Annotated in this window: 9 protein-coding genes; 7 read left to right on the top strand and 2 right to left on the bottom strand. The window is 65.3% G+C overall.

Translation table 11 applies throughout. From position 1 onward, the window contains the following. The first annotated feature begins 30 nt into the window (after positions 1 to 30). On the top strand, positions 31 to 2,991 hold the full coding sequence (glnE, locus tag D1Y85_RS19200; RefSeq protein ID WP_484217435.1) for a bifunctional [glutamate--ammonia ligase]-adenylyl-L-tyrosine phosphorylase/[glutamate--ammonia-ligase] adenylyltransferase: 2,961 nt from the start codon (positions 31 to 33) through the stop codon (positions 2,989 to 2,991). Between the two features lie 49 nt (positions 2,992 to 3,040). Here glnE and recN read toward each other — a convergent pair whose 3' ends face one another. After that, a complete protein-coding gene (recN, locus tag D1Y85_RS19195; protein ID WP_124152660.1) occupies positions 3,041 to 4,717 on the bottom strand; it encodes a DNA repair protein RecN in 1,677 nt (558 codons plus the stop codon). 55 nt (positions 4,718 to 4,772) lie between these two features. After that, positions 4,773 to 5,684 carry an NAD kinase gene (locus D1Y85_RS19190; RefSeq protein WP_124152659.1) on the bottom strand — a complete coding sequence of 304 codons (912 nt, stop codon included), beginning with the start codon at positions 5,682 to 5,684 and terminating at the stop codon, positions 4,773 to 4,775. A 233-nt stretch (positions 5,685 to 5,917) separates the two neighbouring features. Here D1Y85_RS19190 and hrcA point away from each other — a divergent pair, with 233 nt between their 5' ends. From hrcA to dnaJ, 6 genes are all read left to right on the top strand, one after another. Continuing rightward, positions 5,918 to 6,937, top strand: a complete 1,020-nt coding sequence (gene hrcA, locus D1Y85_RS19185) for a heat-inducible transcriptional repressor HrcA (RefSeq protein ID WP_124152658.1) — start codon at positions 5,918 to 5,920, stop codon at positions 6,935 to 6,937. Positions 6,938 to 7,073: 136 nt separating this feature from the next. Beyond that, positions 7,074 to 8,141: a ferrochelatase gene (hemH, locus tag D1Y85_RS19180; RefSeq protein ID WP_124152657.1), complete on the top strand. Its 1,068-nt coding sequence runs from the start codon at positions 7,074 to 7,076 to the stop codon at positions 8,139 to 8,141. 30 nt (positions 8,142 to 8,171) lie between these two features. Further along, positions 8,172 to 8,579 (top strand): RNA-binding S4 domain-containing protein, encoded by a 408-nt coding sequence (locus D1Y85_RS19175; protein WP_124152656.1) that lies wholly within the window; start codon positions 8,172 to 8,174, stop codon positions 8,577 to 8,579. A gap of 485 nt (positions 8,580 to 9,064) precedes the next feature. Then, positions 9,065 to 9,649 carry a nucleotide exchange factor GrpE gene (gene grpE / locus D1Y85_RS19170; RefSeq protein WP_124152655.1) on the top strand — a complete coding sequence of 195 codons (585 nt, stop codon included), beginning with the start codon at positions 9,065 to 9,067 and terminating at the stop codon, positions 9,647 to 9,649. Between the two features lie 217 nt (positions 9,650 to 9,866). After that, positions 9,867 to 11,810, top strand: coding sequence for a molecular chaperone DnaK (gene dnaK, locus D1Y85_RS19165; protein ID WP_124152654.1), 1,944 nt, complete (start codon positions 9,867 to 9,869; stop codon positions 11,808 to 11,810). A 318-nt stretch (positions 11,811 to 12,128) separates the two neighbouring features. Continuing rightward, complete coding sequence (gene dnaJ, locus D1Y85_RS19160) at positions 12,129 to 13,262, top strand: molecular chaperone DnaJ (protein WP_124152653.1); 1,134 nt, start codon at positions 12,129 to 12,131, stop codon at positions 13,260 to 13,262.

The following is a 13,262-nucleotide window of genomic DNA, read 5'->3' as shown; positions in this document are numbered from 1 at the left end:
CCGTGGTGACGGACATCCGGAGATCACTGGGTGGCTGCGCCGCGCGTCTTGCGCATCTGCAGTTTGCCTGCGTTTGCGCGTTTGTGCGTTTGCGTGCGCAGTTGTGTGATTTTGCATCGACCCCGGCCAACGGGCCGGTACGCCAGCCAACACGCACGCCGCCGCCGCCGCGCCCCAGCGAGCCACGCTTTCATGACCGACCTGACTCTTATCAGTTCCAGCTATTCCCGCTACGCGACGCGCGCGTACGCGGCCCGTTCCGATCTCGCAGAGCAGGTCAGGTCGCTGGCCGCCGAGCCGCTCACGCGCGAGCGCCTCGTTGCGCGCCTCGATGCGCTGTGTGCGCAGGCGGGCGGCGTGCCTGGCGTGCCGCTCACCGACGAGCAGTTGAAGAAAGCGCTTCGCCAGTTGCGCGTCGAGACGATCTGCGCAGTCATGGAGCGCGACCTCGCGCGCGCGGCCGACGTCGACGAAATCACCGGAACGATGACTGATCTCGCCGAAGTCGCAATCCAGCGCGCGCTGGCGGTCCTCAGCGCCGACCTCGAAGCGCTTTTTGGCGAGCCGCGCGGGCCGAACGGCGAGCGCCTCACGCTCGGCGTCGTGGGCATGGGCAAGCTGGGTGGGCGCGAACTGAACGTTTCGTCGGATATCGACCTCATCTTCGTCTACGAGGACGACGGCGAAACAACGGGCGGCCAGCGCTCGCCCATCGCGGCGCAGGACTTTTTCACGCGCATGGGTAAGCGCCTGATCGGTGCGCTCTCCGATGTGACCGCGGACGGCTTCGTGTTTCGCGTCGACATGCGACTGCGGCCGAACGGCGACTCGGGGCCGCTCGTGTGCAGCCTTGGCATGCTCGAAGAATATTTCTACGTGCAGGGCCGCGAGTGGGAGCGCTATGCGTGGATCAAGGGGCGGCTCGTTTCGGAGGAGGAAAGCGAGAGCGGGCTGCGCCTCGCCTCGCAACTCGATGCGCTCGTGAAGCCGTTCGTGTACCGCCGCTACCTGGACTTCGGCGTCATCAGCGCGATCCGGTCGCTGCACGTCCAGATCCGCCAGGAAGCGCAGCGCCGCGCCCACATGCGCCCCGACAAGGCAGACGACATCAAGCTCGGGCGCGGCGGCATCCGCGAGATCGAGTTCAGCGCCCAGGTGTTCCAGTTGATCCGCGGCGGCCAGGACGCGGGTTTTCGCGTGCGCCCGACGCTTGCAGTGCTGGGTTACGCGGCGGCGCGCGGGCTGATCGCCCACGAGGTCTGCACAGACCTCTCGCGCGCATACAACTTCCTGCGCGAACTGGAACACCGTCTGCAATACCGCGACGATGCTCAGACGCATGCCATGCCGGTCGATCCGGATGAACGCGCGGCGCTGGCGGGCTCGATGGGCTTTGACGACTATGCCTCGCTAATGACGACACTCGACGCGCATCGCGACGTCGTGGAGCGCCAGTTCGACCAGATCTTCGCCGACAAGGCCAACGGCGACGGCGGCGCTGCGTCCGATGACGCAGCGGGCGCTCTCGTGTGGAGCGAGGTGCTCGCGGAAGACGGCACCGACGAGGAACTGCACGAACGCCTTTGCGGGCTTGGCATCGACGATCCAGCGCCGCTGCTTTCGAGGCTGCGCGGGATGTGGCGCTCGTCGCGCTACGCGGGGCTGCCGGAGAAGAGCCGCCAGCGTTTTGACAGCGTGGCGCAGCGCGCGCTCGAAGCCGCGCGGACGCTGGAGCCCCGGGCGCGGCGCGGCGACACGCTCGTGCGCATGTTCGACCTGCTCGATGCGGTGGGCCGGCGCGGGGCCTACCTCGCGCTGCTCACCGAATACCCGGATGCGCTCAACCGCGTGCTGAAGGTGCTGGGCGCGACGCGCTGGGGAGCGGGCTATCTGATCCGCCATCCTCAGTTGCTCGACGAACTGCTCGACGACGAAGCCATCGCGACACCGTTCGACTGGCCCGAGTTCTCGCACCACTTGCGCGTGCGGCTCGCCGCGGCTGCGGACGTGGAGCAGCAGATGGACCTGCTGCGCCACGCGCACCAGGCCGAAGTGTTCCGCATCCTGCTTAACGATCTGGGGGGCCTGCTAACCGTCGAGCATGTGAGCGACCAGCTCTCAGCGCTCGCGGACGCGGTGCTCGACGTGACCATCGAAGCGGTCTGGCAGCAGTTTCCGAAACGTCACCGCGAAGTGCCGCGATTCGCGGCGATCGCGTATGGCAAGCTGGGCGGCAAGGAACTCGGTTACGCATCGGATCTCGACCTGATCTTCCTCTACGACGACGATGACGAGCGTGCTTCGGAGATCTACGCCTTGTTCGCGCGCCGCCTCATTACGTGGCTGACCACGGCGACGGGCGCGGGCACGCTGTTCGACATCGATCTGCGGCTGCGGCCCAACGGCGAATCGGGGATGCTCGTCACCGATCTCGACGCGTTCCGCCGCTATCAGCTACGCGAGGGCGACGCGGCGAACACGGCGTGGGTGTGGGAGCATCAGGCGCTGACGCGCGCGCGGTTTTCGGCCGGTGACGAAGCGATCGGCAACTCGTTCGAGGCGATCCGCGTGCAGGTGCTCACGACATCGCGCGATGCGGCGCCGCTCGCGAAGGAAATCGTCGAGATGCGGCAGCGTGTGGAGGACGGGCATCCCAACCACACCGAGCTTTTCGATCTGAAGCACGACCGCGGCGGCATGGTCGACATCGAGTTCCTGGTGCAGTACTGGGTGCTGCTGCACGCTGCACAGGACCCCGAATTGATCCGCAACACGGGCAACATCGCGCTGTTGCGCGAGGTGTCGCGCTTCGGACTGATGGGTGAAGAAGAGGCCGAAACGATCGGTTCGGCGTACCGGCTATATCGCAAGCTGCAGCACCGTTTGCGGCTCGACGGCATGGAGGTCGCGCGCGTCGAGCCGGAGAGTGTCGAGGCGCAGCGCGATGCGGTGCTGGCGCTGTGGAAGCGGGTGTTCGGCGACCGGGGTTGATGCCGCGGGCGTGGGTGTCATTGTCGCGCGGTTGTCGCGCGGATCGCGCTCACGCCGCCAGCATTTCCTTCGCGTGACGCCTCGTCGTGGCGGTGATTTCGAGCCCGCCCAGCATGCGCGCGACTTCCTCGACGCGCCCGGGTTTGTCGAGCGTCGTGACGAGCGAGAGCGTGCCGCCGTTTCCGTCGCTTGCCTTCGAGACCTGGAAGTGATGCTCGCCGCGCGCCGCGACCTGCGGCAGGTGCGTGACGCAAAGCACCTGACGCTCGCGCCCGAGTTGATGGAGCAACCTGCCGACCACTTCCGCGACGCCGCCGCCGATGCCGGTGTCGACTTCGTCGAAGATCAGCGTCGGCGTGGGGCTCGCGGCGCTTGCGATGACGGCGAGGGCAAGGCTGATCCGCGCGAGTTCGCCGCCTGAGGCGATCTTCGCGAGCGGCCGCAACGGCACGCCCGCGTGGCCCGCCACGCGAAATTCGATCTGCTCCAGACCATGCGCGCCGCCGCCTTCGCCGCCGGCACCGTTCGTGAGCGGCACCAGCGCGACTTCGAAACTGCCGCCCTGCATCGAGAGTTCCTGCATGCCTTGCGTTACCGCCGCGCCGAGTGCCTTCGCGGCCTTCTCGCGCGCCTTCGAGAGCTGCTTCGCTTCGACGAGATACGCCTCGTGGGCGCGGTCCGCTGCGGCACGCAGGCCGTCGAGGTCGGCGGCGGCGTCGAGCGTCGCGAGTTGCGCGCGCCGCGCCGCGTGTTCTTCCGGCAGCGACTCGGCCCGAAGACGGAACTTGCGCGCCGCCGAATGCAGAGCGTCGAGGCGCTTCTCCACCTGCGCAAGCCGCGCGGGATCAAGCTCCAGCCGTTGCGCGTAGTGCGAGAGCGAGTATGCGGCTTCCTGCAACTGGATTGCAGCCGGTTCGAGCGCGGCGAGTGCGTCGCCGAGTTCCGGGTCGATCTCCACGAGATCGCGAAGCTTCGAAACGACCGAATTCAGATGCGAGATCATTGCCTCGTCCGACTCGGAGAGCGCGGCGAGCGCGCCTTGCACGCCATCGATCAGATTCGCCGAATGCGAGAGCCGCCGATGCTCGGCGTTCACTTCCTCCCACTCGCCCGGCTGTGGCGCGAGCTTGTCGAGTTCCGCGAGCTGCCATGCGAGCCGTTCGCGTTCGAGCTGCAACTCACGGTCGCGCGAGAGCGCGTGTTCGACGGCGTGGCGCGCGTCTCGCGTGGTGCGCCACGCGCGCGTCACGGCGGCAGCGAGATCCGTGAGGCCCGCGTGAGTGTCGAAGAGTTCGCGCTGTGCGTCGGGCCGCATCAGCAACTGGTGCGCGTGCTGGCCGTGGATGTCCACGAGCATTTCGCCCACTACGCGCAACTGCGCAAGCGTGGCGGGCGTGCCGTTGATGAACGCGCGCGAGCGTCCGCCGCTATCCACGACGCGGCGCAGCATGACGACGCCGTCGCCGTCGGGGCTCGCGAGCGCCTGCTCGTCGAGCCAGGCGGCGACGTGCGGCGGCACGTCGAATTCGGCCGTGACGTCGGCGCGCGTCTCGCCCGTGCGCACGACGCCTGCATCCGCGCGCGCGCCGAGCGTGAGCGCGAGCGCATCGATCAGAATGGATTTGCCCGCGCCGGTTTCGCCGGAGAAGACGGAAAAGCCGCTGTCGAATTCGAGGTCGAGCGCCGCGACGATCACGAAGTCGCGAATCGAGAGATGACGGAGCATGGGTCCTGGCGTCTGGCTGCTGGCGTGTTGGATGGGCGTTCGGGTTGCGACGGCGTCAGTCTTCCGGGTCGTCGTGCAGCGACGGATGTTCGTTCCAGTGGAGCTTCTTGCGCAGCGTCGCGTAATAGCTGTAGCCGACCGGGTGCAGGACCGTCACGGTATGGCGCGAGCGGCGCACCTCGATCACGTCGCCGAGTTCGAGCGACGTGAACGACTGCATGTCGAAGTTCACGTTGACGTCGCGGCCCGAGACGATCTGGATGCTCACCTTGCAGTCGTCCGGCAGCACGATCGGGCGGTTTGAGAGCGCGTGCGGTGCGATCGGTACGAGCACGATGCCCTTGAGCTGCGGATGCAGGATCGGACCGTTCGACGAGAGCGCGTAGGCGGTCGACCCCGTGGGCGTCGATACGATCAGTCCGTCCGAGCGCTGGTTGTACATGAAGCGGCCGTCGACATTCACGCGCAGCTCCGCCATGCCCGAGAAGCCGCTGCGGTTCACGACGACGTCGTTGAACGCGACTGCGTGATAGATCGGCTCGCCGTCGCGCATGATGCGCGACTCCAGCAGCATGCGCTCCTCGCGCTCGAACGAGCCGGCGAGCAGTTGCGGCACGACCTCCTGCATATCCTTGAACGGAATATCGGTGATGAAGCCGAGCCGCCCGTGGTTGATGCCGATGAGCGGTGTACCGTAGGGCGCAAGCTGGCGGCCGATGCCGAGCATCGTACCGTCGCCGCCGAGCACGACGGCGACATCCGCGCGCGTGCCGATTTCGTCGGGAAGGAGCGCGGGATAGCCGCTTGCGCCGATTTCCTGGGCTGTTTGCGCCTCGAACACCACCGCTAGACCGAGCTTCGAGATGGTCTGCGCGAGCGCGATCAACGGCTCGCCGATGCCCGGCGTCTGGCTGCGTCCGACAAGCGCAACGGTCTTGAACTGGCTGTAAATCTTCTGGGTCTGCATGCCGGCATTACACCATAGTCAGGTCATGAAAAGAACCTGGCGGCCCCCGCGGGCGGGCGGCGGCGCCTCGCGCATTTCCCGTTAAAATCGGTGACGTGGTGATGACCGCCTCGCGCGTCACAATCGTTACGGTCGCGTCCGGACGAGCTGCCGTGCGATGATGCTCCGGCGGCGCCCGGCGCGGCCGGGCGTCCACTCGCCGCCGTCGCGCCATTAGGCTAAAATTTTCCCTCATGCTAGATCCCCGCGCACAAACCCTCCTCAAGACGCTGATCGAGCGCTACATCGCCGAAGGTCAGCCGGTCGGGTCGCGCACGCTTTCGCGCTATTCCGGTCTTGAGTTGAGCCCGGCGACGATCCGCAATGTCATGTCGGATCTCGAGGAGCTGGGGCTGGTGTCCAGCCCGCACACGTCGGCGGGGCGTATACCTACGCCGCGCGGCTACCGTTTGTTCGTCGATACGATGCTCACCGTCGAGCACGCGGCCGATGAAGAAGCCGTCACGCGTGTCATCAAGACGACGCTGCGCCCGGGCGAGCCGCAAAAAGTTGTGGCGGCCGCGGCGAGCGTGCTCTCGAATCTCACGCAGTTCGCGGGCGTGGTGATGACACCGCGACGCAGCCACGTGTTCAAGCAGATCGAGTTCATGCGCCTGTCGGACAAGCGCATCCTGCTTATCATCGTGACGCCGGAAGGCGACGTGCAAAACCGCATCATGGCGACGCAGCGCGACTTCGCGCCGTCGGAACTGGTCGAAGCCTCGAACTACATCAACGCGCATTTCGCGGGCCTCTCGTTCGACGAAGTGCGCCAGCGCCTGCGCGACGAAATCGACGCGCTGCGCGGTGACATGACCACGCTCATGCACGCGGCGGTGACCGCGAGCACCGACGAAACCGACACCGGCGAGACCGTCCTCATCTCCGGCGAGCGTAATCTGCTGGAAGTGGCCGATCTTTCCTCGGACATGGCGCGGCTTCGCCGTCTCTTCGACGTGTTCGACCAGAAAACGAGCCTGCTGCAGTTACTCGACGTATCGAGCCACGCGCAGGGCGTCCAGATTTTCATTGGCGGCGAGTCGAATCTCGTGCCGATCGAGGAAATGAGCGTTGTCACGGCGCCGTATGAAGTCAACGGCAAGATCGTGGGCACGCTCGGCGTGATCGGCCCGACGCGCATGGCGTACAACCGTGTGATTCCCATCGTCGACATTACCGCGCGCCTCCTTTCGCTCACGCTCAGCCAGAACTGAGCACGTGATCATCATCGGGCAGTTGCATTCGGCGCGCCATCGGCCGGACGGCCAGGTGGGCGCGTCTGACCCGGCCGCTATAATGTTTGCCTTGTGCAACTGTTGCCGCGCTTCCGCGCGGCGCAACTGACCGCCTATGCGTTTCGATCTGGAGCGGCCGCTGCAATCGGCTGTCGCGCATCGCGTCGCGGTGCTGCTCATCAATCTGGGCACGCCCGACGCGCCCACGCCGCGTGCCGTGCGCCGCTATCTGGCCCAATTCCTTTCCGATCGTCGTGTGGTCGAGATTCCCGCACCCGTCTGGCAAGTCATCCTGCGCGGGCTGATCCTGCCCATGCGCGGGCGCTCGTCGGCGAAAAAATACGCGGCCGTCTGGACGCCCGAAGGCTCGCCGCTACGCGTCCATACGCAGAAGCAGGCCGACGGCCTGCGCCAGCTGCTGCATGTGAACGACTACACGGTGATCGTCGATTACGCGATGCGCTATGGCACGCCCGACATCCCTGCGATGCTCAACCAGCTCAAGCTCGCAGGCGCGGAGCGCATCCTGCTCGTGCCGATGTATCCGCAGTACTCGGCCTCGACGACGGCCACCGCGTTCGACGCCGCGTTTGCCGCGCTGCGGCGCATGCGCAACCAGCCGGAAATCCGCACCGTGCGCGCGTATCACGACCACCCGGCCTATATCGCCGCGCTCGCCGCGCAGGTCCACCACTACTGGCACGCACATGGTCGGCCCGATTTCGCGGCGGGCGAGCGCCTCGTGCTGAGTTTCCACGGTGTGCCGAGCCGCACGCTCGATCTCGGCGATCCGTATCACGACCAGTGCCAGCAAACCGCGTCGCTGCTCATGCAGGCGCTCGGACTCACGCCCATCGAGTGCCGCGTCACGTTCCAGTCCCGTTTTGGCCGCGCGCAGTGGCTTCAGCCGTACACAGCGCCTACGTTGCGCGAGCTCGGCCAGGGCGGCGTGCGTCGTGCGGACGTCTTCTGCCCCGGGTTCATCGCCGACTGCCTCGAAACCATCGAGGAAATCGGCATGGAGGTGCGCGACGAATTCCTCAAGGCCGGCGGCAAGGAGTTCCACCGTATTCCGTGCCTGAACGCATCGACGGCGTGGATCGCCGCGCTCGGCGAAATCGTCGCGCAACATCTGCAGGGGTGGCCGGTGCAGGCCGCGTCGCCTGCAGGCGACGTTGCCTGAGCGGGCGCGTTCTTACCGCGAATTCATCGTATGAATTACAAGATCTCGACTGAACCGTCCGCTCGTCTGCGCATCGACAAGTGGCTGTGGGCGGCCCGTTTCTTCAAGACGCGCTCGCTCGCCTCGGATGCGATCGGCAAGGGGCGCGTGCGGATCGGCGGCGATCCGGTGAAGGCGTCGAGGGACGTGCGCGTGGGCGACCTCGTTGAAATCGAGATCGATCACGTGGTCTGGGAGGTCGAGGTGCTGGGCCTGTGCGACGTGCGCGGACCGGCCAGCGTCGCGCAGACGCTCTATGCCGAGACGGAGACTGGGCGCACGCGGCGCGCGGCGGAGCAGGAGCGGCGACGGCTGTTTCGCGAACCCGCGTCGGCGCTGCAGGGCAGGCCGACCAAGCGCGACCGCCGTACTATCGACAAACTTGGGCGTGAGGGCTGAATAACGCTTCCATCGTGGCGTGAACGCCACCATATTCCGTCGTGTTCTCGTTGACGGCACCCGACATGCAGATTGTGGTGGTTCCGGCGATGAGTACCAACGCGACCACCGCTGTTGCAAAGGTCAGTTTCACGGTACTCCCCCGGGAGATTGCCCTGCGAAACGGCCAGCTTGCGGCCAATTCGGTTTGATGTCTGTCTCAGGGTATACGCGCTCTGAGCAGCATCTATTCCTGAGTTTAGGTCAGCGGCGCGGCGCACTCAATTTCATTCATGCGGCGCTGCGGTAATGGTTGTAACGGGCGGTTTCCTCCGTCTGTCAACGCTGGAAAAAACGCGCGGAAAGCCCTTGAAATCGGCGATCTGACACCCATCTGAAGCGTCGATGCGCAAAGCGGGTGTCGCGCCTGGACAACACAGCGCGAACCGCCGGGCAGGTTTCCCGGCGCTTTGCTCCTTTTTTTCTATCCAACCACGTTTAGCGACATGGAAAACACGCAAGAGAACCCGACGAGCCAGAACCCCCAGCCCGCGGACGATCCGTCGCAAGCCGGCGCAAGCGCACAGCCTGCAACGGCAGGCGAGGCGGCTGAAGCCGCTGAAGCAGCGGCGCTGGGCGGCGTGGAGGCCGCGCTCGCAGAAGCCCAGGCGAAGATCGCCGAACTGCATGACGCGTTCGTCCGTGCGAAGGCGGAAACCGAAAACGTGCGCCGCCGTGCGCAGGAAGACGTCCAGAAGGCCCACAAGTTCGCCATTGAGAACTTCGCTGAGCATCTGCTGCCGGTCATGGACAGCCTCGAAGCCGCCATCGCCCATGAGTCGGACGATCTGGCGAAGGTGCGCGAGGGCGTCGAACTGACGTTCAAGCAACTCACCGGCGCGCTGGAGAAGGGGCGCGTCGTCGCCATCAACCCGGTCGGCGAGAAGTTCGATCCGCATCGCCATCAGGCCATTTCGATGGTGCCGTCCGAGCAGGAAGCGAACACCGTCGTCAACGTGCTGCAGAAGGGTTACGTGATCGCCGACCGCGTGCTGCGCCCTGCGCTCGTCACCGTTTCCCAGCCGAAGTAAGCGCGCTGAAAGCGCCCGCCGCGGGTGGATGCGATGTCCGCGCAGCGGGCGATTGAAAAAAATTAATGACCGGATAGTGTCCAGGGTCTTGAAAACGCCGCAGTGGCACTTATTTGGGCAGCAGTTCCGGATTGAAGCGGATGCCAGCGCGACAAGGCGTTAGCCAGAGCGCGAGCGGTGGTCCGCACAGCGACCAAACATTGGAGATTTGATAAACATGGGCAAAATCATCGGTATCGACCTCGGCACGACCAACTCGTGCGTGGCGATCATGGAAGGCAATCAGGTCAAGGTGATCGAGAACCAGGAAGGCGCTCGCACGACGCCGTCCATCATCGCCTACATGGACGACAACGAAGTGCTGGTCGGTGCGCCGGCCAAGCGCCAGTCGGTCACGAACCCGAAGAACACGCTTTACGCAGTCAAGCGCCTGATCGGCCGCCGCTTCGACGAGAAGGAAGTGCAGAAGGACATCGGCCTGATGCCCTACAAGATCGTCAAGCACGATAACGGCGACGCGTGGGTTGAAGCGCACGGCTCGAAGCTGGCGCCGTCGCAGGTTTCGGCTGAAGTCCTGCGCAAGATGAAGAAGACCGCTGAAGACTACCTCGGCGAGCCGGTCACCGAAGCTGTGATTACGGTTCCCGCGTACTTCAACGACAGCCAGCGTCAGGCGACGAAGGACGCAGGCCGCATCGCCGGTCTGGAAGTCAAGCGCATCATCAACGAGCCGACGGCAGCCGCGCTCGCGTTCGGTCTCGACAAGGCAGAAAAGGGCGACCGCAAGATCGCCGTGTTCGACCTCGGCGGCGGCACGTTCGACATCTCGATCATCGAAATCGCGGACGTCGACGGCGAAATGCAGTTCGAAGTGCTCTCGACGAACGGCGACACGTTCCTCGGCGGTGAAGACTTCGACCAGCGCATCATCGATTACATCATCGGCGAGTTCAAGAAGGAGCAGGGCGTCGATCTGTCGAAGGACGTGCTCGCGCTGCAACGCCTGAAGGAAGCCGCTGAAAAGGCCAAGATCGAACTGTCGGCGGGCCAGCAGACCGAAATCAACCTGCCGTACATCACGGCCGATGCGTCGGGTCCGAAGCACTTGAACCTGAAGATCACGCGCGCCAAGCTCGAAGCACTGGTCGAAGACCTGATCGAGCGCACGATGGAGCCGTGCCGCGTCGCGATCAAGGACGCGGGCGTGAAGGTCGGCGACATCAACGACGTGATTCTCGTCGGCGGCCAGACGCGTATGCCGAAGGTCCTGGAGAAGGTGAAGGAGTTCTTCGGCAAGGACCCGCGCCGTGACGTGAACCCGGACGAAGCCGTTGCAGTCGGCGCCGCGATCCAGGGCCAGGTGCTCTCGGGCGACCGCAAGGACGTGCTGCTGCTCGACGTGACCCCGCTCTCGCTCGGTATCGAGACGCTCGGCGGCGTGATGACGAAGATGATCAACAAGAACACGACGATCCCGACGAAGCACGCGCAGGTCTACTCGACTGCCGACGACAACCAGGGCGCCGTGACGATCAAGGTGTTCCAGGGCGAGCGCGAAATGGCAGCCGGCAACAAGCTGCTCGGCGAGTTCAACCTTGAAGGCATTCCGCCCGCACCGCGTGGCGTGCCGCAGATCGAGGTGAGCTTCGACATCGACGCGAACGGCATCCTGCATGTCGGCGCGAAGGACAAGGCGACCGGCAAGGAAAACCGCATCACGATCAAGGCGAACTCGGGTCTCTCGGACGCCGAGATCGAGAAGATGGTGAAGGACGCCGAAGCGAACGCGGAAGAAGATCACCGTCTGCGTGAACTGGCCGACGCGCGTAACCAGGGCGACGCGCTCGTTCACAGCACGAAGAAGGCTGTTGCCGAGTACGGCGACAAGATCGACGCCAGCGAGAAGGACAAGATCGAAGCCGCGCTGAAGGACCTCGAAGAGGCGCTGAAGAGTTCGTCGGCCGACAAGGCTGAGATCGATGCGAAGGTCGAGGCGCTGTCGACGGCGTCGCAGAAGCTCGGCGAGAAGATGTACGCCGATATGCAGGCCCAGCAAGCAGGCGCTGCCGGTGCCGCGGGTGCCGCAGGCGGTGCGCAGGAAAGCGCGCAGCAGGCCGACGACGTGGTCGACGCCGACTTCAAGGAAGTCAAGAAGGACTAAGGCCTGGTACTCGCCGGAGAGTCCGGCCGCCGCGGCCACGCGAGGCTTCGAAGGAGGCCTCGCCGGCTGCGGTGGCGCGGGACTCGGCGGCGGGAACCGGCCGCATCGGTTACGATGCGTGCAGTTTGCTTAACGCCTGGCGAGCCTTCACGGCTCTCCGGGCACATTTGTTTTTTGGAGCCCGCTCGCGAAAGGGGGGCCGGACGCGCAGCAGCATGGCGCGACGGCGTTCGACGAGGGCGGCATACGGGTCGCGAGATCCAGCATTCATGAGGAGCCGGCACGCGCACGCGCGCGCATGACCGGCGTTGAACCGATATGGCGAAACGGGATTACTACGAGGTTCTGGGCGTCGCGAAGAACGCTGGCGACGACGAGATCAAGAAGGCGTATCGCAAGCTGGCGATGAAGTATCACCCCGACCGCAATCCGGACAACAAGGATGCGGAAGAGCATTTCAAGGAGGTGAAGGAAGCCTATGAAATGCTGTCGGACTCGCAAAAGCGTGCGGCCTACGACCAGTACGGGCACGCGGGTGTCGATCCGAACATGGGCGGCGCCGGTGCACAGGGCTTCGGCGGTTTCGCGGATGCGTTCGGCGACATCTTCGGCGACATCTTTGGTCAGGCCGCCGGCGGCCGCGCCGGTGCACGCGGCGGCCCGCAGGTGTATCGCGGCGCGGACCTGCGCTACAGCATGGAGATCACGCTCGAGCAGGCCGCGCACGGCTACGAGACGCAGATTCGCGTTCCGGGTTGGAGCACGTGTGATATCTGCCACGGCTCGGGTGCGAAGCCCGGCACCAAGCCGGAAAGCTGCCCGACCTGTCACGGCTCGGGTTCGGTGCGCATGTCGCAGGGTTTCTTCAGCATTCAGCAGACTTGCCCGAAGTGTCACGGCACCGGTTCGTATATCCCCGATCCCTGCACGAACTGCCATGGCGCAGGCAAGGTGAAGGAAACGAAGACGCTCGAAGTGAAGATTCCGGCGGGCATCGACGACGGCATGCGCATCCGCTCGGCCGGCAACGGCGAACCGGGCATCAACGGCGGGCCGGCTGGCGACCTTTACGTCGAGATTCACATCAAGTCGCATTCGGTGTTCGAGCGCGACGGCGACGACCTGCATTGCCAGATGCCGATTCCGTTCACGACGGCGGCGCTCGGCGGCGAGATCGAAGTGCCGACGCTCGCGGGCCGCGCGAGCTTCACGGTGCCCGAGGGTACGCAGTCGGGCAAGACGTTCCGTCTGCGCGGCAAGGGCATCAAGGGTCTGCGTTCGAGCATCGCCGGGGATCTGTACGTGCATGTTCAGGTCGAAACGCCGGTCAAGCTCACCGATCAGCAGCGCGAACTGCTCCAGCAGTTCGAGAAGTCGCTCGTGGAAGGCGGCGCGCGCCACAGCCCGCAGAGCAAGAGCTGGTTCGATCGCGTGAAGAGCTTCTTCGACTGA

Origin of the sequence: Paraburkholderia dinghuensis (assembly GCF_003837865.1) — a bacterium.
GTDB classification, from domain to species: Bacteria; Pseudomonadota; Gammaproteobacteria; order Burkholderiales; family Burkholderiaceae; genus Paraburkholderia; species Paraburkholderia dinghuensis.
The sequence above is the reverse complement of the archived record's forward strand: the minus strand, read 5'-3'. Positions and strand labels throughout refer to the sequence as shown.